18 protein-coding genes and 1 pseudogene are annotated in these 20,566 nt (G+C 72.7%); 17 read left to right on the plus strand and 2 right to left on the minus strand.

From position 1 onward, the window contains the following. Nucleotides 1-508: 508 nt before the first annotated feature. The 7 genes and pseudogenes from QTQ03_RS27090 to QTQ03_RS27120 all read left to right on the plus strand — a co-directional run bounded on the left by QTQ03_RS27090 (nt 509) and on the right by QTQ03_RS27120 (nt 9,151). Complete coding sequence (locus tag QTQ03_RS27090; protein ID WP_289280492.1) at nt 509-1,327, plus strand: SAM-dependent methyltransferase; 819 nt, start codon at nt 509-511, stop codon at nt 1,325-1,327. A gap of 5 nt (nt 1,328-1,332) precedes the next feature. Further along, nucleotides 1,333-3,495, plus strand: a complete 2,163-nt coding sequence (locus tag QTQ03_RS27095; RefSeq protein ID WP_289280493.1) for a putative bifunctional diguanylate cyclase/phosphodiesterase — start codon at nt 1,333-1,335, stop codon at nt 3,493-3,495. Between the two features lie 352 nt (nt 3,496-3,847). Continuing rightward, nucleotides 3,848-5,212: a glutamine synthetase family protein gene (locus QTQ03_RS27100; RefSeq protein WP_289280494.1), complete on the plus strand. Its 1,365-nt coding sequence runs from the start codon at nt 3,848-3,850 to the stop codon at nt 5,210-5,212. 19 nt (nt 5,213-5,231) lie between these two features. Further along, nucleotides 5,232-6,579, plus strand: a pseudogene (locus QTQ03_RS27105) (aldehyde dehydrogenase family protein). Between the two features lie 4 nt (nt 6,580-6,583). Then, nucleotides 6,584-7,351, plus strand: coding sequence for a 3-oxoacyl-ACP reductase (locus QTQ03_RS27110; protein ID WP_289280495.1), 768 nt, complete (start codon nt 6,584-6,586; stop codon nt 7,349-7,351). Nucleotides 7,352-7,583: 232 nt separating this feature from the next. Then, nucleotides 7,584-8,441 (plus strand): type I methionyl aminopeptidase, encoded by an 858-nt coding sequence (map, locus tag QTQ03_RS27115; RefSeq protein ID WP_289280496.1) that lies wholly within the window; start codon nt 7,584-7,586, stop codon nt 8,439-8,441. Further along, nucleotides 8,438-9,151 (plus strand): VIT1/CCC1 transporter family protein, encoded by a 714-nt coding sequence (locus QTQ03_RS27120; protein ID WP_289280497.1) that lies wholly within the window; start codon nt 8,438-8,440, stop codon nt 9,149-9,151. The genes map and QTQ03_RS27120 overlap by 4 nt, the downstream gene beginning before the upstream one ends. Nucleotides 9,152-9,499: 348 nt before the next feature. Here QTQ03_RS27120 and QTQ03_RS27125 read toward each other — a convergent pair whose 3' ends face one another. After that, on the minus strand, nt 9,500-9,949 hold the full coding sequence (locus QTQ03_RS27125; protein WP_289280498.1) for a ferritin-like domain-containing protein: 450 nt from the start codon (nt 9,947-9,949) through the stop codon (nt 9,500-9,502). Then, nucleotides 9,946-10,350: a hypothetical protein gene (locus QTQ03_RS27130; RefSeq protein WP_353890654.1), complete on the minus strand. Its 405-nt coding sequence runs from the start codon at nt 10,348-10,350 to the stop codon at nt 9,946-9,948. Before QTQ03_RS27130 ends, QTQ03_RS27125 begins: the two co-directional genes overlap by 4 nt. Before the next feature lie 269 nt (nt 10,351-10,619). Here QTQ03_RS27130 and rimP point away from each other — a divergent pair, with 269 nt between their 5' ends. The 10 genes from rimP (at nt 10,620) to QTQ03_RS27180 (ending at nt 20,487) form a co-directional block, all read left to right on the plus strand. Beyond that, nucleotides 10,620-11,300 carry a ribosome maturation factor RimP gene (gene rimP, locus QTQ03_RS27135; RefSeq protein WP_289281014.1) on the plus strand — a complete coding sequence of 227 codons (681 nt, stop codon included), beginning with the start codon at nt 10,620-10,622 and terminating at the stop codon, nt 11,298-11,300. Then, the gene (gene nusA / locus QTQ03_RS27140) at nt 11,297-12,340 is read left to right on the plus strand and encodes a transcription termination factor NusA (protein WP_289280499.1); all 1,044 of its coding nucleotides are present in this window, start codon (nt 11,297-11,299) and stop codon (nt 12,338-12,340) included. The genes rimP and nusA overlap by 4 nt, the downstream gene beginning before the upstream one ends. Before the next feature lie 16 nt (nt 12,341-12,356). Next, nucleotides 12,357-12,689, plus strand: a complete 333-nt coding sequence (locus tag QTQ03_RS27145; RefSeq protein ID WP_289280500.1) for a YlxR family protein — start codon at nt 12,357-12,359, stop codon at nt 12,687-12,689. Between the two features lie 93 nt (nt 12,690-12,782). Next, a complete protein-coding gene (infB, locus tag QTQ03_RS27150) occupies nt 12,783-15,767 on the plus strand; it encodes a translation initiation factor IF-2 (protein WP_289280501.1) in 2,985 nt (994 codons plus the stop codon). Nucleotides 15,768-15,855: 88 nt separating this feature from the next. Continuing rightward, nucleotides 15,856-16,149, plus strand: coding sequence for a DUF503 domain-containing protein (locus tag QTQ03_RS27155; RefSeq protein ID WP_289280502.1), 294 nt, complete (start codon nt 15,856-15,858; stop codon nt 16,147-16,149). Between the two features lie 142 nt (nt 16,150-16,291). Next, nucleotides 16,292-16,768, plus strand: a complete 477-nt coding sequence (rbfA, locus tag QTQ03_RS27160; RefSeq protein ID WP_289280503.1) for a 30S ribosome-binding factor RbfA — start codon at nt 16,292-16,294, stop codon at nt 16,766-16,768. 77 nt (nt 16,769-16,845) lie between these two features. Next, a complete protein-coding gene (locus tag QTQ03_RS27165; protein WP_289281015.1) occupies nt 16,846-17,877 on the plus strand; it encodes a DHH family phosphoesterase in 1,032 nt (343 codons plus the stop codon). Nucleotides 17,878-18,036: 159 nt separating this feature from the next. Further along, entirely contained in the window at nt 18,037-18,444 is a 408-nt protein-coding gene (locus QTQ03_RS27170) for a hypothetical protein (RefSeq protein WP_289280504.1), read from the plus strand. Then, nucleotides 18,444-18,653 carry a DUF6186 family protein gene (locus QTQ03_RS27175; protein WP_289281016.1) on the plus strand — a complete coding sequence of 70 codons (210 nt, stop codon included), beginning with the start codon at nt 18,444-18,446 and terminating at the stop codon, nt 18,651-18,653. The genes QTQ03_RS27170 and QTQ03_RS27175 overlap by 1 nt, the downstream gene beginning before the upstream one ends. Nucleotides 18,654-19,158: 505 nt before the next feature. Then, nucleotides 19,159-20,487 carry an MATE family efflux transporter gene (locus QTQ03_RS27180; protein ID WP_289280505.1) on the plus strand — a complete coding sequence of 443 codons (1,329 nt, stop codon included), beginning with the start codon at nt 19,159-19,161 and terminating at the stop codon, nt 20,485-20,487. The last annotated feature ends 79 nt before the right edge of the window (nt 20,488-20,566 follow it).

Consider the following 20,566-nt stretch of genomic DNA (forward strand, 5'->3'; position numbering starts at 1 on the left):
GGCACACCACCCCGGCGCAGGAGGAAGCGCTGCGCGCGGGACACCGCGCAGGGCGCGGGGCGCGGTGAACCGGACGGCCGGCGGCGCGTAGCCCCGCAGCGTGATCAGCCCGGGCCGGACCTGGTCCGCCGCACCAGTGGCGAGCGCCGTGCCCGGGACGTCGGCGACAGCCGCGTCAGGCGTGCAGATCGCCGTCGGTAGTGCGTGGGTGCTGCGTTCCTACGCGAGGTCGATGTCACTCCCGGGTGGCGCTCGACGTTGGTGGGAATGCCGCTGCCCACATGCCCTCCGCTCCGACGACTCGCCGTCCACTACGAAGCCACCGTCACCCATCGGCCACCGTCACCCATCGGCCGTCGTCAACCAGCGGCTCCGAGCCCACCAAGACACGGGTTAGAGTGGTGAGCACCACACGATCCGCGGGTCGACCGGTAGGCCTCCGCGTGTCCGCACGCGCCCCGGCACCGGTTCCCTCCCGCACCGCGGCGACGACTTGGGGTGCAGCACAGTGCAGATGCCGAGCGGACTTCCCGCCGAGGTCGACCTCTCCCGGCCCAGCGCGGCCCGGGTGTACGACTACTTCCTCGGTGGTGCCCACAACTTCGAGATCGACCGGCAGCTCGCTGGGCAGATCGCGAGCATGACCCCGAACCTCGCGGCCACCATGCGCGCGGGTCGAGAGTTCCTCCGTCGCACCGTACGGACCCTGCTGGACGGCGGTATCGACCAGTTCCTCGACATCGGCTCCGGCATCCCGACCGTCGGCAACGTGCACGAGGTCGCCCAGGCCGTGAACCCGAAGGCCCGGGTGGTCTACGTGGACATCGACCCGGTCGCGGTGGCGCACAGCCGGGAACTGCTGGTCGGTAACGACCTGGCCGGTGCCATCCATGCCGACCTGCGGGAGCCGGAGAAGATCCTGGCCGAGTCCCGCGCGTCCGGCCTGCTCGACTTCGACCGGCCACTGGGCATCCTGCTCGCCGGGGTGGTGCACTTCATCCCGGACGCCGACCGGCCCGGCGATGTCATGGCGACGCTCCGGGCCGCCGCTGTCCCCGGCAGCCACCTGGTGATCTCCCACTCCACGTACGAGGACCAGCCGCAGGAGATGCTCGACGCCCAGCGCCTGTCGGCGCGGACCGACACCGAGATCACACTGCGCTCCCGTGCCGAGATCACCCGCTTCTTCGGGGACTGGACGATCCTGGAGCCCGGCGTCGTGCACATGCCGATGTGGCGGCCCGACGTTCCGTCCGACGTGACCGACAAGCCGGAGCAGTTCGGTGCCTTCGGTGGCGTGGCCCGCTACGACCGGCCCGCCGGCTGATCGAGGTGACGGCCGTCCCGGTGCCGGGCGGGCCCGACCTCAGCCGGGCCGGCGCCCGGGGTTACGCGCACGAGTGGGCTCGCGCCGTGCGTCGGCTCGGCTTCGTGCCGCTGAGTGCGGGCGAGACGGAGCGGCTGCTGCACCTGCACACCGTCCGGCTGGCGCAGGCACTGCTCGCCGACCCGTTCTCGACCCGCCCGGCCGCGGAGGTGGGTCGGGCGCTGGTCGAGGCGCACCTGACCGAGCCGGGCGTGCTCGACTGGTCGGTGCGGGCCCTCGGTGACCGTTTCCTGCCCCAGGTGCTGCCCGACCGGATCGGTGACGACTGCACGGCGGACCGCGTCGCCGCGGTGCAGGGTGCGCTCGCGGCCGGGTTCACCCGGGCGCTGCGGGACCGCACCTTCGCCCAGCAGGAGCGGATCGCCCGGTCCGCCTGGCAGGCTCGGGACGAGGTGGAGCAGGCGCTGCGGGACAGCGAGGCACGGTTCCGGGCGCTGTTTGTCGGGGCGGCGATCGGGATCGGCATCGCCGGCGTCGACGGCCAGGTCATCGACGTCAACCAGGCGTTCGAAGAGATGCTCGGCTACTCCCGGGAGGAGCTGCGGCAGATCAACGTGGCGGCGCTGTTCCACGCCGACGACGCCGCCGGGATGTGGGAGCTGTACCAGGAACTGATCGAGGGTAAACGCGACTCGGCCCGGGTCGAGAAGCGTTACTACCGCAAGGACGGCAGCGTCGTCTGGACCGACCTGGCGGTCTCGCTGATTCGGTACGACGACGGCCGCCCCCGGTTCACGGTGGCGATGGTCGAGGACATCACCGAGCGGTACGAGCTCCAGCAGCGGTTCCGTTTCCAGGCGTTGCACGACCCGCTCACCGGCCTGCCCAACCGGACTCTCTTCTTCGAGACCCTCGACCGGGTCTTCGACACCGCTGACGCCGAGCGCCGTGTCGGCGTCTGTTTCCTGGACCTGGACGGTTTCAAGGCGGTCAACGACAGTCACGGCCACGACTTCGGCGACCAGCTGCTGGCCGTGATCGCCCGCCGGCTCGCCGACGGAGTCGCCGGTCAGGGACACCTGGTGGCCCGGATGGGTGGTGACGAATTCGTGATCCTGGTCGACGACGTCGAGGACGTGGTCGCGGTCGCCGAGGCCGCCCTGGCCGCCGTCGCCGCGCCGGTGCGCATCGATGACCAGGAGCTCATGGTCTCGGCCAGCGTCGGCGTCGTGGAGTGCCCCGTCGGTACGACCAACGCGTCGGAGCTGATGAAGGCCGCCGACACCACACTGTACTGGGCCAAGGCGGACGGCCGCGGCCGGTGGGCGATGTGGGACCCGGAGCGCTGCGCGCAGGACATCGCCCGCTCCGCGCTGGTCGCCGGGCTGCCGGCGGCGTTGGACCGGGGTGAGTTCGTGCTGCACTACCAGCCGATCGTGTCCCTGGTGAAGGGCTCGATGCTCGCCGTCGAGGCGCTCGTCCGTTGGCAACACCCCGAGTTGGGTCGGATCGGACCGGACCGGTTCATCGGACTGGCCGAGGAGACCGGCCTGATTGTCCAGCTCGGCGAGTGGGTGCTCCGGCAGGCCTGCCGCGACGCGGACGCGTGGCGGCGCGAGTTCCCCGACGTCCGCCTGGTGGTGAGTGTCAACCTCTCCGCCCGGCAGGTGGAAGATCCGGCCATCGTGGACACGGTGGCCGACGCGTTGGGGCGCAACCGGTTGCCCGCCGACCTGTTGCAGCTGGAGCTCACCGAGAGCGCCGTGATGGGCACCGCTGGCGAACCACTGAGGTCACTGCACCGCCTGGCCGGGCTGGGGGTGCGGTTGGCGATCGACGACTTCGGCACCGGCTACTCGAACCTGGCCTATCTGCGCCGGCTGCCGATCCACTGCCTGAAGCTGGCCGGGCCGTTCGTGGAGGGAATTCGCGGGGACGGGCCCGAGCCGGCGACCGGCCATCGGGACGAACGGATCGTCGACGCGCTGGTCCGGCTGGCGCACGCCTTGGAGCTGCGGGTGACCGCCGAGGCGGTGGAGACGCCGGTGCAGGCCGAGCGGCTGCGCGTGTTGCGCTGCGACACCGGGCAGGGCCGCTGGTTCGGCCCACCGGTGCCGGCGGCGGAGATCACCGCCCGGCTGCGCGGTACCGGAAAGGAAACCGGGTGAGCGGCCTGCCCGCGAGGTGAGGGCGGCGGCGCGGGACGGGTGTCGGGCACGGCGGATGCCGTACCTGTGAGAGAGAGGTGACGCGCCCCGCGCCGCCGCGGTGTCGGGCGGTCCGAGCGCCCGACGGTGGCCCGTCGCGATCGGGCCTGGTCACAGCCTCAAGGATGCGGCGGGCGCAGCGGACCGGCAACGGAATTTGCGCGCGGTCCCACCGGCGACACTTTCCCGCCCGTGACCCCGGGCCGGACGCCGGGCTCCGACCGGCGTCCGGCCCGGCGATGCCGATCCCGGCGGCAGGGGCCATTGACGGCCGTCCCGATTGCCAGTAGACCATGGTGATGGGGATCCGCCGATGAGGAAGCCGCCGCTCACCCTGGAGCAGCTGCGGGTCGCCGTCGCCGAGGGCGAGATCGACACGGTCGTGTTGGCCCTGGTCGACATGCAGGGGCGGTTGCAGGGAAAACGGTTCCACGCGCCCTACTTCCTGGAGCAGGTGGCCGGGCACGGCAGCGAGGGCTGCAACTACCTGCTCGCCGTCGACGTCGACATGAACACCGTTGACGGGTACGCAATGTCGAGCTGGGAGCGGGGCTACGGCGACTTCGCGATGGTGCCGGACCTGACGACGCTGCGGCGGGTGCCGTGGCAGCCGGGCACGGCGATGGTCCTGGCCGACCTGGAGTGGCTGGACGGCTCCGGGCCGGTCGTGGCCTCACCCCGGCAGATCCTGCGTCGGCAGCTCGACCGGCTGGCCGGGCACGGTCTGACCGCGTACGCGGGCACCGAACTGGAATTCGTGCTCTACCGCGACTCGTACGAGGCGGCGTGGCGGCGCGGCTACCGGGACCTCACGCCGGCCAACCAGTACAACGTGGACTACTCGCTGTTGGGTACCGCCCGGGTGGAGCCGCTGCTGCGGCGGATCCGCACCGAGATGGCCGGCGCCGGGCTCACCCCGGAGAGCGCCAAGGGCGAGTGCAACCTCGGTCAGCACGAGATCGCTTTCCGGTACGACGAGGCGGTGTCCTGCGCCGACCACCACGTGATCTACAAGAACGGCGCCAAGGAGATCGCCGCCCAGGAGGGCATGTCGATCACCTTTATGGCCAAGCCCAACCCGCGGGAGGGCAACTCGTGTCACATCCACTTCTCGGTGCGGGACAGTGAGCGGCGGTCGGCGATGCCGGGCGACGGGCCGGCGCACCTGTCGCCCACCGGGCAGCGGGTGGTGGCCGGGCTGCTCGCCACGATGCGGGAATTCAGCCTGCTCTTCGCCCCCAACGTCAACTCGTACAAGCGCTACCAGCCGGGGTCCTTCGCCCCGACCACGGTGCGCCGGGGCACCGACAACCGCACCTGTGCGCTGCGGCTGGTGGGCCACGGCGAGGGGATGCGGGTGGAGAACCGGGTGCCCGGCGCGGACGTCAACCCGTACCTGGCGATCGCCGCGCTGGTGGCCGGCGCGGTGCACGGTCTGGACCAGGAACTGCAGCTGGGCGCGGAGTGCACCGGCAACGCGTACGACGACGCGCGGGCTGAGCGGGTGCCCGGCACCCTGCGCCAGGCCCTGGACCTGTGGCGCGACTCGACGGTGGCCAGGGACGCCTTCGGCGACGAGGTCGTCGCCCACTACGCCAACCAGGCACGGGTCGAGCTGGCTGCCTTCGACACCGCCGTGACGGACTGGGAGCTCTTCCGTGGTTTCGAACGTCTCTGACCCGCCGGGGACGAGCCAGGTGTGGAACCCGGCCACCGGGGAGCGGATCGCCACGGTGGCGGGCACCTCGCGGGAGGAGACGGATGCGGCGATCGGGCGGGCCGCCGCCGCCTACGGGGCCTGGCGCGATCTCGCGCCGGGCGAGCGGGCGCGGCTGCTGCGGCGGTTCGCGGTCCTCGTCGACGAGCACGTGGCGGAACTGGCGCTGCTGGAGGTGCGCAACGCCGGGCACACCATCGGCAACGCCCGCTGGGAGGCTGGCAACGTCCGCGACGTGCTCGACTACTACGCGGGCGCGCCGGAGCGGCTGACCGGACGGCAGATCCCGGTGCCCGGTGGCCTCGATGTGACCTGCCACGAGCCGCTCGGCGTGGTCGGGGTGATCGTTCCGTGGAACTTTCCCATGCCGATCGCTGCCTGGGGCTTCGCCCCCGCCCTCGCCGCCGGCAACACGGTGGTGCTCAAGCCCGCCGAGCTGACCCCGCTCACCGCGCTGCGCCTGGCCGAGCTGGGGCGTGCGGCGGGTCTGCCCGAAGGTGTGTTCACCGTGCTGCCCGGGGCGGGTTCGGTCGTGGGGGAGCGGTTCGTCAGCCACCCGGCGGTACGCAAGATCTGCTTCACCGGTTCCACCGAGGTCGGCACCCCGGATCATGGCCGGCTGCGCCGCACAGGTGAAGCGGCTGACGCTGGAACTGGGCGGGAAGTCCGCCAACCTGGTCTTCGCCGACGCCGACCTGCACCGCGCCGCGGCCACCGCCCCGTACGCGGTCTTCGACAACGCCGGCCAGGACTGCTGCGCCCGGTCCCGGATCCTGGTCCAGCGCCCGGTGTACGACCGGTTCCTGGAGCTGCTCGAACCGGCCGTGCGCGGGCTGCGGGTGCAGGACCCGGTCGCCGAGACCGCCGAGATGGGCCCGCTGATCTCCGCCGGGCAACGGGACCGGGTGGCCGGGTACGTCGACGGGGCCACGGTCGCCTTCACCGGCTCGTGCCCGGACGGTCCCGGCTCCTGGTATCCCCCGACGGTGTTGCTCGCCGACTCGCCGGCGGACCGACACTGGCGGGATGAGATCTTCGGCCCGGTGGTGTCGGTGCTGCCGTTCGACGACGAGGCCGAGGCGGTACGGCTCGCCAACGACACCGAGTACGGGCTTTCCGGCTCGATCTGGACCCGCGACGTGGGGCGGGCGGTGCGGATGGCGCGGGCGGTCGAGGCGGGCAACCTCAGCGTCAACTCGCACTCCTCGGTGCGTTACTGGACGCCGTTCGGCGGGATGAAACGCTCCGGCCTGGGCCGGGAGCTCGGTCCGGACGCGCTGCACGCCTTCACCGACGTCAAGAACGTGTTCATCGCGACGGAAGGGTGATGCCGTGCGGGGACGGTTGACCGGCCGGGTGGCGGTGGTGACCGGAGCGGGTAGTGGGATCGGGCGGGCCACCGTGCGGCGGTTCGCCGCCGAGGGGGCCCGGGTGGTGTGCGTGGACATCGACGCCCAGGCGGGCAACCGGGCCGCGGTCGAGGTCGGTGGGGAGTTCGTCGCAGCCGACGTCGCCGACGAGCCGGCGGTCCGGGATCTCTTCGCCGGCGTGGTCGAGCGGCACGGACGGGTGGACGTGGCGTTCAACAACGCCGGCATCTCCCCGCCGGACGACGATTCCATTCTGGCGACCGGGCTGGACGCCTGGGAGCGGGTGCTGCGGGTCAACACGACAAGCGTCTACCTGTGCTGCAAGCACGTGATCCCGCACATGCGCCGGCAGGGCAAGGGGTCGATCATCAACACCGCCTCGTTCGTCGCGCTGATGGGGGCGGCCACCTCGCAGATCGCGTACACCGCCAGCAAGGGCGGGGTGCTGGCGATGACCCGGGAACTGGGGGTGCAGTTCGCCCGGGAGGGGATCCGGGTCAATGCCCTCTGCCCCGGTCCGGTGGCCACCCCACTGCTGCTGGAGCTGTTCGCCGCCGATCCGGAGCGAGCCGCCCGACGACTGGTGCACGTGCCGATGGGCCGGTTCGGGGCCCCGGAGGAGATCGCCGCCGCGGTGGCCTTCCTGGCCAGCGACGACGCCTCGTTCATGACCGCCGCGCAGTTCGTCGTCGATGGTGGGATCACCGGCGCGTACGTGACGCCGCTGTGACTCGGCCGCCGAGCCGGAGGCATCGCGAACGTGGCGCCGGTGCGCTGACCCCGGACCGAGCGGATGGCCCGGCTCGGCCCGGTCCGTGCCCACCCGAGACCCGTGTGGGGCGTGGGACCTCGGGCGGGCCGGGCCACGACGGTGGCCGGATGGCCCGGGCGGTTGCGGCGGTGCGGCGGTTGCGGCGGGCGGTGGCGGGAGTCACCGGGTGGCGCGGCGATAGGCTTGCGTCATGACCGTCCGTGCGCCGCTGACCCCAGGCACGCTCTCCCCGTGGCGGCCCGTGCCCGCCCACATCCCCCGACCCGAGTACGTGGGGAAGAAGCGACCGCAGGAGTGGCGTGGCTCCCACGTGCAGACCCCGGAGACCATCGAGAAGATGCGGCTGGCCGGGCGGCTGGCGGCGCAGGCCACCCAACTCGCGGGCGAACACTGCAAGCCGGGCGTGACCACCGACGAGATCGACAAGGTGGTGCACGAGTTTCTCTGCGACCACGACGCCTACCCGTCGACGCTCGGCTACAAGGGGTTTCCCAAGTCCTGTTGCACCAGCATCAACGAGGTGATCTGCCACGGCATACCCGACTCGACGGTGCTCCAGGACGGCGACATCGTCAACGTCGACGTGACCGCCTACCTCGACGGGGTGCACGGCGACACCGACGCGACGTTCTGCGTGGGCGAGGTGGGCGAGGAGGCCCGGCTGCTGGTCGAGCGCACCCACGAGGCGATGATGCGCGGTATCCGCGCCGTCGCTCCGGGCCGGCAGATCAACGTGATCGGCCGGGTCATCGAGTCGTACGCGAAGCGCTTCGGCTACGGCGTGGTGCGCGACTTCACCGGCCACGGCATCGGGGAGTCCTTCCACAGCGGGCTCTACGTGCCGCACTACGACAGCCCGCGCCCCACGGACGTGATGGAGCCGGGGATGACCTTCACCATCGAGCCGATGATCACCCTCGGCACCTACCAGTACGACATGTGGGACGACGGGTGGACGGTGGTGACCAAGGACCGGAAGTGGACCGCCCAGTTCGAGCACACGATCGTCGTCACCGAGGACGGCAACGAGATCCTGACGCTGCCGTGACCGACACCCCGGCGGCGCTGCGCGAGGCGCACCACGCGGACGTGTCCGGTGGCCGGCTTCGGCCGGCGGTCTTCGGTGCGATGGACGGCCTGGTCACCAACATCGCCCTGATCGCGGGCGTCGGCGGCGGTGGGGTGTCGCCGCGTACCGTCGTGCTCGCCGGGACCGCTGGCCTGGTGGCCGGCGCCATCTCGATGGGGCTGGGCGAGTACACCAGCGTCCGGTCGGCGAACGAGCAGGTGACCGCCGAGGTCGCCAAGGAGCGGCGGGAGTTGGAGCGGCACCCCGAGGCCGAGGCGCGGGAACTCGCCGACGCGTGGGTCGCGCGCGGCCTGCCCCGGGATCTCGCGACGCAGGTCGCCGAGGCGGTGCGCCGCAACCCCGAGGAGGCGCTGCGGGTGCACGTCCGGGAGGAACTGGGCGTCGACCCGGACGACCAGCCCAGCCCGTGGGTCGCCGCCGTCTCGTCGTTCCTGTTCTTCTCGGTCGGTGCCCTGGTACCGCTGCTGCCCTACCTGCTCGGCCTCACCAGCCTCTGGCTGGCCCTGGGGGTGGGCGGTCTCGGGCTCTTCCTGGCCGGTGCGGTCGTCGCTCGGTTCACCAGCCGGCCCTGGTGGTCCAGCGGACTGCGCCAGCTGCTGCTCGGCGTGCTGGCCGCCGTCGCGACGTACGCCATCGGCGCCCTCATCGGCATTCAGGGTGGCGGGTAAGGGCCCGTGACGCCTCGGCCGGCGAGGAGCCGTGACGCCTCGGCCGGCGAGGAGCCCGTCGCCGGGCTGCCAGCTCCTCGGCCTGCCGCTGACTCCCGGTAGGCGTGCCCGGCGGTCGGGCCCGCTGCCGTGCCCCCGGCCACCGGTCCCGCCAGCCGGTGCCGCACCAGGCTGCTCCCGCAGTGGTCCAGCCAGCGGATCTCGGCCTCGGCCTCGGCCTGGCAGAGCATCGCGTCCAGGACCAGGCGCCAGGGCAGATCCTCGGTCGGGTCGCTGGCGTCCTCGAGCCGGGTCAGCTCCTGGGGGGCCGACTGGTGGCGGCCCGCTGGGTCTGTGGGGCGCCCCGGTTCAGCCGGGCCGCCCCGGGAACGGCACGGTCAGCGGCGTGATCCCGGCGGCCCGTCGCCACCGGGTGGCGCGTACGGCGCAGTCGACCAGTGCGGCGAGCGCCCGTTCCCGGTCGGCGCCGGTGGTGTCCGTCACGGCGGCCCGCCAGAACGCACCGGTCCGTTCCTCCACCTCGACGGCGAGCCGGAGCGCGCTCGCGCTGTCGGTGACCGGGAACGGTAGGGCGTAGCCGGCCTGGTCGGGTGGGACACCGTCGCCGTCGGTGCTGAGCTTCAGGACGAGTTCATCGCGCCGCCGCCGGTGCGCCGCCTCGGCGTCGCGTGCGGCCTTGCGAGCGGCGTCGGTGAGGCGTACCCCGATCGGGCCGTAGGCCCAGCTGGCGGCGTACTCGGCGGTGAGCGCCGCACGGAGCGCGGCGGCTGGGCTCGTGGTGGGGGTCGGCGCGGTCACCGGAGTGCCTCCAGGTGGGTGGCCCGGGCGGCGACGATGGACGCGAGCAGCGCAGCCCGCTCGGCCGGTGCCGCCACGCAGGCCCGAACGGCTGTGTCCCGGGCCGCCGTCTCGCGTTCCCGCAGTGTGGTGAGTGCCGTGTCCGGGTTGCCCGTCGGGGTGGCGCTCGGGGAGCCGGTGGGCGACGGTGCGGCCATTCGGGCGACGCGGGCCAGCTCCGCCCCGTGCGCGGCGTGTGCCTCGGCGATCGGAGTCAGCTGGCCGGCCAGCGTGGGGTGTGCGGCGGCGGCGTCGCGGTACGCCGCGGCGAGCGCGAACGCCTCGTTGACCAGCGGCGCGAGCGGATCTGGTGCCGGCTCCTCGTCGCGGTCGAATGGATCACAGCCGGCGAGCGGTGCCATGGCACCGCTGAGCGTCAGCAGGACGCCGGCTTGGATCACCTTTCGCCGGGAATGCCCGGTTGTCCGGCCGTGCTCTGGTGTTCTGCCCGTCGTCACCGGACAAGTCAACACCATCCCGGCCGGCGGTGTGACCACGGGCGTCGGTGCGCCGACCGGGCCGCAGGGCGGGCGGCGCGTTACGCTCTGCGCAACCACCGGCGCGTCCGCCCCGGTGGCGTAACGTCGTGGCGACCGGACCGGGTGCCGTCGACCAGCAGAAGGGGCGCCAGATGACCCAGCGTGGCCGTGCCACCCGGCCGGCGGGGCCGACGGGACGACCGCGGCGCACCGCCGGCCCGCGGGGCGCCGACCGCGTCCCCCGTGGCGCCGACCTCGCCGCACGGCGCGCCCGGCTGCGGGAGGTCGTCGAGCCGGTGGTCACCGCTGCCGGATACGACCTGGAGGATCTCACCGTGTCCCGGGCCGGCCGCCGGCACGTCGTGCGGGTGATCGTGGACGCCGACGGTGGGATCAGCCTGGACGCCGTCGCCGAGGTCTCCAGGGCCGTCTCCGCCGCCCTGGACGTCGCCGAAGAGGCGGGCGGGGACATCGTGGCCGGGGAGTACCAGCTCGAGGTCAGCTCGCCGGGCGTGGACCGCCCGCTCACCCTGCCGCGGCACTGGCGGCGCAACTCCGGCCGGCTGGTCCGGGTGACCGTGCGTGGTGGCGAGTCCGGCGGAGACCGGCAGGTCACCGGCCGGATCGTCGAGGCCGACGACGAGCGGTTGGTGCTGGAGTCCGCCGCCGGCCGCGCGGAGTGGGCGTACGCCGACCTGGGCCCGGGCCGGGTGCAGGTCGAGTTCACCCGCCTCGACGAAATCGACAGCATCGACGAGGCCGGCGACGCCGGCCAGGACCCCGACGACTTCGACGACTTCGACGACGACGATGTGGAGGACGAGGAGAGGTGAACATCGACCTCGCGGCGCTGCGCGCACTGGAGCGCGAGCGGGAGATCCCGTTCGACACGATCCTCGCGGCGATCGAGACCGCGCTACTGACGGCGTACCGGCACACCGAGGGTGCCGAGCCGCACGCGCGGGTGGAGATCGACCGCAGATCCGGCGCGGCCCTGGTGTACGCGCAGGAGGTGGACGCCGACGGCGGCGTGGTGCGGGAGTGGGACGACACCCCGCACGACTTCGGCCGGATCGCGGCGATGACCGCCAAGCAGGTGATCCTCCAGCGGCTGCGGGAGGCCACCGACGAGGCGCACTTCGGTGAGTACGTGGGCCGTGACGGCGACCTGGTCACCGGCGTGGTGCAGGCACACGAGGCGCGCGCCGAGAAGGGCATCGTCAGCGTCGACCTGGGCAAGCTGGAGGGCGTGCTGCCCCAGTCGGAGCAGGTGCCCGGAGAGCGGTACGCGCACGGCGAGCGGATCCGCTGCGTCGTGGTGCACGTGGCGAAGGGAATGCGCGGCCCGCAGATCACGCTGTCCCGATCGCATCCGGCGCTGGTGAAGAAGTTGTTCGCCCTGGAGGTGCCGGAGATCGCCGACGGCACGGTCGAGATCGGCGCGATCGCGCGTGAGGCGGGTCACCGTACGAAGATCGCGGTCCGTTCGACCGCGTCCGGCGTGAACGCCAAGGGAGCCTGCATCGGGCCGATGGGGCAGCGGGTGCGGGCCGTGATGAGCGAGCTGCACGGTGAGAAGATCGACATTATCGACTGGTCGGAGGACCCGGCGACCTTCGTCGGCAACGCGCTCTCGCCGGCCAAGGCGCTGCGGGTGGACGTGGTCGACCTGGCGGCCCGCACGGCGCGGGTGACCGTGCCGGATTTCCAGCTCTCGCTCGCCATTGGCCGCGAGGGGCAGAACGCCCGGCTTGCCGCCCGGTTGACCGGTTGGCGAATCGACATCCGCTCGGACGCCGAGCAGGCCGGGGTGGTCGGGCGTGGCGGAGCGGATCAAGTCCCGGAGCCGGGCGGCGCGATCTCCGGAAGCTAGGGGTAGACTTTCTCCGGTGGCACGACGCGCGCAACCGGAACGCACCTGTGTGGGATGCCGGAGGCGTGCGCCGGCCGGTGAGCTACTGCGGATCGTCGCGATCGGTGACGAGGCTGGTCACAGCCTCCGACCCGATCCGGCCCGCGGAATGCCGGGTCGGGGGGCGAACATGCACCCGGATCCGGCCTGCTTCGCGCAGGCGGTGCGGCGCCGCGCCTTCGGGCGGGCACTGCGCATCACCGAGGTCCTTGACCACGGTGATCTTGCGGAGTATCTCGATGCGCCAACCACGACGTCCGGTCAACCCGACCGGGCGCGGGTCGCTAGCAAGGTAGGACGACCGACATGAGCACACGATGAAGTCGCAGAAATGACCAGGCTTCAAGTGCACGAGTGAGGTCGCTGCGGGTGCTGCCCGCACGACCTCGGAGTGAGGAGTGCAGTGGCAGGAAAGGCCCGCGTACACGAGCTCGCCAAGGAGCTCGGGGTCGAAAGCAAGACCGTTCTCGCCAAGCTCAAGGAGATGGGCGAGTTCGTGAAGTCCGCGTCCAGCACCGTCGAGGCGCCGGTCGCCCGACGGCTGCGTAACGCGTTCGTCAACAACGCCGGTTCTCCGGCGCCGGCCGCCCCGCCGGCGACCGCCGTCTCGGCGCCGACCCCGACCCCGACCCCATCGCCGACCCCATCGCCGACTCCGGGCGCGCCCCGCGTCTCGGCCAAGCCGATGCCGCCCCGGCGGCTGGGTACGCCGACCCCTGGACCGAAGCCCAAGGCCCCGGTGCCGGGCCCGCCGCCGGCGTCGCCGGTCGTGAAGCCGGCGAGTGCCCACGACATCGAGGTGGCGGCCGCCGAGGCGCGCGCCGCCGCCCTGAAGGCCGAGCAGGAAGCCGCGGTAAAGGCGGCGCAGGCTGCCCGGCAGCAGCAGCGGGAGAACGTGCGGCGAGAGCCGCCGGGCGGGGGCGGTCCGCGTCCCGGCCCCCGTCCCGGCCCCGGCGCCATGCCGCCCCGGCCGGGCTCCCCGGCCGCCGGGCGTACCGGCGGTCCCACTCCCGGCCCCGGTGGCCGGCCCGGTGGCCGCCCGCCGGCGCGTGGTGCCGGTAACAACCCGTTCGGCATCCAGGGCGGTCAGCAGCAGCGCCCGCCGGCCGCCGGTGCGGCCGGTCCGCGGCCGAGCCCGGCGTCCATGCCGCCGCGGCCGAGTCCGGCGTCGATGCCGCCGCGGCCGAGCCCGGCGTCCATGCCCAGCCAGCGGCCGGGTCGTCCGGGTGGTCCCGGCGCCGGCCGTCCCGGCGCGGGTGCTGGCCGTCCCGGCGGTGGTGGCGGCGGTGGATACCGCGGTGGCGGTGGCGGCGGTGGATACCGCGGCGGCCCCGGTGGCGGTGGCGGCGGTGGATACCGCGGCGGCCCCGGTGGCGGTGGCGGTGGCGGCGGCTTCCGGCCGGGTGCTCCGGCCGGTGGTGGCGGTCGCCCGGGCGGCGGTGGCCGTGGCCGCGGCGGCGGCGCGGCGGGTGCCTTCGGGCGTCCGGGCGGTAAGCCGACCCGTGGTCGGAAGTCCAAGAAGCAGCGCAGACAGGAGTTCGACAACCTGTCGGCCCCGACCATGTCCTCGGGCGCGCCTCGGGGTCAGGGTCAGGTCGTCAGACTGTCCCGTGGCGCCTCGCTGTCGGACTTCGCCGACAAGATCAACGCTAACCCGGGTTCGCTGGTCCAGGAGATGTTCAACCTGGGCGAGATGGTGACCGCGACCCAGTCCTGCTCCGACGACACCTTGCTGCTGCTCGGTGAGCACCTGGGCTTCAACGTCCAGATCGTCAGCCCGGAGGACGAGGACCGCGAGCTGCTCGCGCAGTTCAACATCGACCTCGACGCCGAGGTGGCGGAGGACCGGCTGGTCAGCCGGCCGCCGGTGGTGACCGTCATGGGTCACGTCGACCACGGTAAGACCAAGCTGCTCGACGCGATTCGCAAGGCGAACGTGGTGGCTGGTGAGGCGGGTGGCATCACCCAGCACATCGGCGCGTACCAGGTCCATGTCCCGCATGAGGGCGAGGACCGGGCGATCACCTTCATCGACACCCCGGGTCACGAGGCGTTCACCGCCATGCGGGCCCGTGGTGCTCAGGTCACCGACATCGTGATCCTGGTGGTCGCGGCCGACGACGGTGTGATGCCGCAGACGATCGAGGCGCTCAACCACGCCAAGGCGGCGGACGTGCCGATCGTGGTCGCGGTCAACAAGGTCGACAAGCCGGAGGCGAACCCGGACAAGGTCCGTCAGCAGCTGACCGAGTACGGCCTGGTCGCCGAGGAATACGGCGGCGACACCATGTTCGTCAACGTGGCGGCCAAGCCCGGCATCGGTATCGAGGACCTGCTCGAGGCCGTCCTGCTGACCGCCGACGCGTCGCTGGAGCTGACCGCTCCGACCGACGGGCCGGCGCAGGGTGTGGCGATCGAGGCGCACCTGGACAAGGGGCGGGGCGCGGTCGCCACGGTGCTGGTGCAGAAGGGCACCCTGCGGGCCGGGGACTCGATCGTCGCCGGTGGGGCGCACGGTCGAGTCCGGGCGATGCTCGACGACAACGGCAACCAGGTTGCCGAGGCGGGTCCGGCCCGGCCGGTCCTGGTGCTCGGTCTGACCGCGGTGCCGGGCGCGGGCGACACCTTCCTCGCCGCGGCCGACGATCGTACGGTGCGGCAGATCGCCGAGCAGCGGCAGGCGCGGCGGCGGGCGGCGGCGTTCGCCAACTCCCGTGGCCGGGCCACCCTCGAGACGCTCATGGAGCAGCTCAAGGAGGGCGAGAAGACGTCGCTCAACCTGGTGCTCAAGGGCGACGTCTCCGGTTCTGTGGAGGCCCTCGAGGATGCCCTGTTCAACCTCGACATCCCCGAGGAGGTTCAGCTCAGGATCATCCACCGGGGTGTTGGTGCGATCACCGAGAGCGACGTCATGCTCGCGAGCGCCTCGTCCGAGGCGGTCACGATCATCGGCTTCAACGTGCGGGCCGCCAACAAGGTCCGTGAAATGGCCGACCGCGAGGGCGTGGAGATCCGGTACTACACCGTCATCTACCAGGCCATCGAGGAGATCGAGGCGGCGCTCAAGGGCCTGCTCAAGCCCGAGTACGAGGAGGTCGAGCTGGGCGCCGCGGAGGTCCGCGAGGTCTTCCGCTCGTCCAAGATCGGCAACATCTCCGGATGTATCGTCCGGTCGGGCCTCATCCGGCGCAACGCCAAGGCGCGGCTGCTGCGCGACGGCGCGGTGGTGGCGGACAATCTCACCATCAGCTCGCTCAAGCGGTTCAAGGACGACGCGACCGAGGTGCGCGAGGGCTTCGAGTGCGGTCTGACCCTGGGTGGTTACAACAACGTCCAGGTCGGCGACGTGATCGAGACCTTCGAGATGCGGGAGAAGGCGCGCGCCTGACCCGCTGAGACACATGATCAAGGGGTTTACGCCGACAGGTGTAAACCCCTTGATCATGTGGGGGTGTGTCCGGGTATCGTCCGGGACGATGTTCACCGGAACCGTGGTTTTCGATCTGCTGTTGCCGGGCGACTCCCGGTCACTCAAGGCCAAGCGCTCCTACGTGCGGCCGATCGTGGCGGCGCTGCGCCGCTTCGAGGTGTCGGCCGCCGAGGTGGGGGCGCTCGACCTGTACGGTCGGGCGGAGATCGGCGTGGCCGTGGTGGCCGCCGAGGCCGCGCACGTGCGCGACGTACTGGATTCGTGCGAACGCCTCGTGGCCGGCCGGCCGGAGGTCGAAGTGCTGTCGGCGCGCCGGCGCCTGCACGGCGCGGACGACTGATCGTGCGTTTGCCCGGCCAGTGCCGGCGGCGCACGGCAGTGCCGGCGGCGCGGGTAGTGTTCGAGGTGTTGGCCGGCCGGGCCGGGTGACGTTCCGCGTCTCCCGGCGGCGGTCGGGAGCGGGACGCCGTGGAGGTGGCGAGATGTCGGATCCGGCCAAGGTACGCCGGCACGCGGAGCGGGTGCGTGAACTGGTCGCGTCGGTGGTGCGCAGCCAGATCAAGGATCCCCGACTCGGCATGATCACCATCACCGACGCCCGGATCACCGCCGACCTGCGGGACGCCACGGTCTTCTACACGGTGCTCGGTGACGCTGCCGCCCAGTCGGGCACGGCCGCGGCCCTGGAGAGCGCCAAGGGCATGCTGCGCAGCACGGTGGGCAAGGCCCTCGGGTTGCGGCACTCGCCGACGCTGACCTTCGTCCTCGACGACGTGCAGGACCAGGTCAAGCACATCGACGACCTGCTGGCCCAGGCCCGCCACGCGGACGCCGAGGTGCAGCGGATCGCCGCCCGGGCCGAGTACGCGGGCGACGCCCAGCCGTACCGGCTGGACGACGAGGCCGAGGACGACACCGCGGAGGCCGACGAGCTGCCTCAGGGCGGGGACCAACGGTGACCGGCCCCGCCGGCGGAGGGCTGGCCGAAGCGGCCTCCGCCGGTGTCGTCGCGACCTCCACCGAGGCCGGTTCGGCGGTGTCGGCTGGGCCGGCGGAGGCGGACTGGGCGGCGGCGTTGGCCGCCGTCCGCGGCATCCCGGCTGACGCGCGGATCCTGCTGGTCTGTCACGTCAACCCGGACGGCGACGCGCTCGGCAGCATGCTCGGCTTCGGCCTCGGCCTGCGCCGGCTGGGCTTGCGGCGGGTGCGGGCCACCTTTCCCGGACCGCCGGAGGTGCCGGAGACGCTGCGCGGGCTGCCGGGCGAGGAGTTGCTGGTGCCGGCGACCGACGCGGACCCAGACCCGAACCTGGTGGTCTGCTTCGACGCGGCGAGCGAATCCCGGCTGGGCGAGCTGGTCGACCGGCTGGTGACCGCCGACATCGCTCTGGTGCTCGACCACCACGCGTCGAACACCCGGTTCGGGGCGGTCAACCTGGTCGACCCTCGGGCCGCCGCCACCTCCGTGATCGTCGACGAGCTGCTGACCCGCCTCGGGGTGCCGCTCGACGCGGAGATCGCGGAGTGCCTCTACGTCGCGTTGAGCACCGACACCGGCTCGTTCCGGTTCGAGGCCACCACGCCGGCGGTGCACCGGCTCGCGGCCCGGCTGATCGCCACCGGCATCCGGCCCGGTGAGATCTCCCGCCGGATCTACGACACCCGGCCGTTCGGCGCGGTGCGGCTCTTCGGCGAGGTGCTCGGTCGCGCGCGGCTGGAGCCGGCGGCGGCGGCCGGCCGGGGTATGGTCTGGACCTACGCGACGCTGGACGACCTGGTGCGGCACGGGCAGCGGCCGTGCGTGCTGGAGGCGCTCATCGACTCCGTGCGGTGCACGGCAGAGGCCGACGTGAGCTGTGTGGCGAAGCAGACCTCCCGCGACGAGTGGGCGGTGTCACTGCGTAGCAAGGGCGCGGTGGACGTCAGCCGGGTGGCGGTGGCGCTGGGCGGCGGGGGGCACCGGTTCGCGGCCGGTTTCACCGGACGGGGCGCCGTCGAGCAGATGGTCGACGGTGTCCGTGCGGAGTTGGACGCCGCGCTGCTCGACTCCGAACCCGGCCGACCCTGACCTGCCGACACACCTCACCGGCGGTTGCCCTCCACGTCCGCCGGCCACCCGCCGTGGCTGGCGCACCGGGGTGGGCCACCGTCGACAGGTGGGAAGATCAGGGTGGTTTCGGGGAGTGTCCATCTTCCCGCCGTCGGGGACGGTGGGCAGAATTGCGGGATGGAGCAGCCCCACGACCTCACCGTCGAGGCGCCGCGCGCCTGGGACCGTCCCGCCGTCGCCGTGCCGGTGCTCATCTGCCTGTCGTTGGTCGGTGGCCGGTTCCCGTCCTTCTCGGTCGAGGCGAACATCTGGACGCTCGGCACCGGCGGTGTGCTGATCTGGCTCGGTTTGAGCAACCGGGTACCCCGGCGGTCGGCGCCGGAGCGTCTCGAAGCCGGCGCGGTGTGGTGGACGCTGCCGGTGGTGGTGTTCGTGGTGTTCGAGGGCGCCACTTTCGCGGCCGCCGCAGGCGACGACTTCCCCACCTTCTCCCGGCTGGCCGATCCGCTGCTGGAGGACCGGCTGGTTCGCTCGGCGACCTGGCTGACGTGGCTGTCCGCGTTCTGGGGGCTGGTGCGACGGTGATGCGGGCGCTGGCGATCGGTGGTTTCCTGGCGGCGTTGGTGCTCTTCGCCGCCGTCGAGTGGGCGGCACGGCGCGAGGGATCCCGGATCCCCACCCTCGGCGAGGTCTGCGCCTACGTGATGCGTTACGAGGTGGGCTCGGTGCCGGTCGGCCGGATCGGCCTCTTCGGCTTCTGGTGGTGGCTGGGCTGGCACTTCCTGGCCCGCTGAGGGCACGTGGGCCGCGCCATGGCCGTCCAGATGCCGGGAACGCTGGGCAGCATGTGGACCTGAACGATAGCTTGGGGATTGACCGGCGCCGTCCGACGACGCTGGTCGTGGGCGGTGGGGCCGTACCCGGCGCCGCCTCCCTCCAGGGTCGGACCGACCCGGGCCGACGCCCCAGCAGCTCCGGTGACCCCGGATGAGCTGCGGGCGCACAGACTGCCCGTGCGTTCCACCGTCGTGTCGGTGGCTCGCGCCCCTGGAAGGGATCACCACCATGCCAAGCAAGCCCAAGCCCGAGACCACGGACGAGGCCCGCGAGCAGATGCGTCGCGCCCTGCAGACCTCGATGGACACCCGCCAGTGAGGTCGGTGTCGATCGGTTGACGCTCGGTCCAGGCGGCACACCGCCGGGGTCGAGCGTCAACCAACCCCCGGGCGGGTGGGTTCGGTCCGGTAAGCGATCATCGAGGTTGCGCCCCTTACCTTGGCCGTGCCAGGATCGGCCTCGATGAGCCAGCCGGTCGCCACCGCCCCCGAGAACGCGCCGCCCCGACGGATCGCGGCGCTCGCTCTGCCCGCCCTCGCGGTGCTGGCCGCCGAACCGCTCTATGTCCTGGTCGACACCGCGGTGGTGGGGCACCTGGGGCGGATCCCGCTCGCCGCGCTGGCGATCGGCGGCACCGTGCTGACCCTCATCGCCTGGCTCGGCACCGTCGTCGCGTACGGCACGACCGGCAGGTCCGCACGGCGGTTCGGTGCGGGTGACCGGTCCGCCGCGGTGGCCGAGGGGGTGCAGGCGTCCTGGCTCGCCCTCGGGGTGGGATTGTCGGTTGCCGTCGGCATGCAGGGCTTCGGCGGGGCGCTCGGGCGCGCCCTCGCCGGAGCGGACGGCGCCGTAGCCGACGCCGCCGCACAGTGGCTGCGCATCGCGGCGCTCGGCGCTCCGGGTCTGCTGCTCGCCGCCGCCGGCAACGGCTGGCTGCGCGGCATCCAGGACACCCGCCGCCCGCTGTACTTCGTGCTCGGGCCGAACCTGCTCTCCGCGCTGCTCTGCCCGCTGCTGGTCTATCCGGCCGGGCTCGGCCTGGCCGGCTCGGCGGTGGCCAACGTGGTCGCGCAGACGATCTCCGGCGGTCTCTTCGTCCGGGCGCTGGTCGCCGAAGGGGCGGCCCTGCGTCCGCGCTCCCGGGCCATCGCGCAGCAGCTCGTACTCAGTCGGGACCTGCTGATCCGCGGCCTCGCCTTCCAGCTGAGCTTCCTGTCCGCCACCGCGGTGGCGGCCCGCTTCGGCGCGGCGACCGTCGGGGCCCACCAGATCGCCCTGCAGCTGTGGTTCTTCACCGCGCTGGTGCTCGACGCGCTCGCCATCGCGGCCCAGGCGCTCGTCGGCGCCGCGCTGGGGGCCGGCGACGCCGCCGCGGCGCGCGGTCTCGCCCGCCGGATCGGCGTTCTCGGTGGGCTCTGCGGCGTGGCGTTCGCCGTGCTCATCGCCGCCGGCGCCGGCGTGGTCCCGGGATGGTTCAGCTCGGATGCGCAGGTGCGCGACCAGGCGATGGTGGCCTGGCCCTGGTTCGTGGGGATGCTGCCGCTGGCGGGAATCGTCTTCGCCCTCGACGGTGTGCTGATCGGTGCCGGGGACGTCCGCTACCTGCGCAACCTGACCATCGTGGCGGCGCTGGGTGGCTTCCTGCCGGCGATCTGGCTGGCCTACGGGCTCGATCTGGGGCTCGGCGGGATCTGGGCCGGGCTCACGCTCTTCGTCGTGCTCCGGCTGGTTGCCCTACTGCTCCGGCTGCGCTCCGGTGGCTGGGCGGTGGTCGGCGCGGTACGGGCCTGACCGGCGCCGTGGCTCTGGCCGGGTCGTGCACGGGGCGCCGGTGGCCGGGCGCGTGGCGGGCGAACTGTCCGGCGGGCGA

The sequence above is a fragment of the Micromonospora sp. WMMA1363 genome (genome assembly GCF_030345795.1).
Lineage (GTDB): Bacteria > Actinomycetota > Actinomycetes > Mycobacteriales > Micromonosporaceae > Micromonospora.

Coding starts and splice junctions, on each gene's coding strand:
- QTQ03_RS27100 (WP_289280494.1), top strand. CDS start 3,848: ATGAGGAAGCCGCCGCTCACCCTGGAGCAGCTGCGGGTCGCCGTCGCC.
- map (WP_289280496.1), top strand. CDS start 7,584: ATGACCGTCCGTGCGCCGCTGACCCCAGGCACGCTCTCCCCGTGGCGG.
- rbfA (WP_289280503.1), top strand. CDS start 16,292: ATGTCGGATCCGGCCAAGGTACGCCGGCACGCGGAGCGGGTGCGTGAA.
- QTQ03_RS27170 (WP_289280504.1), top strand. CDS start 18,037: ATGGAGCAGCCCCACGACCTCACCGTCGAGGCGCCGCGCGCCTGGGAC.
- QTQ03_RS27130 (WP_353890654.1), bottom strand. CDS start 10,350: ATGGCACCGCTCGCCGGCTGTGATCCATTCGACCGCGACGAGGAGCCG.
- QTQ03_RS27180 (WP_289280505.1), top strand. CDS start 19,159: ATGAGCCAGCCGGTCGCCACCGCCCCCGAGAACGCGCCGCCCCGACGG.
- QTQ03_RS27175 (WP_289281016.1), top strand. CDS start 18,444: ATGCGGGCGCTGGCGATCGGTGGTTTCCTGGCGGCGTTGGTGCTCTTC.
- QTQ03_RS27155 (WP_289280502.1), top strand. CDS start 15,856: ATGTTCACCGGAACCGTGGTTTTCGATCTGCTGTTGCCGGGCGACTCC.
- rimP (WP_289281014.1), top strand. CDS start 10,620: ATGACCCAGCGTGGCCGTGCCACCCGGCCGGCGGGGCCGACGGGACGA.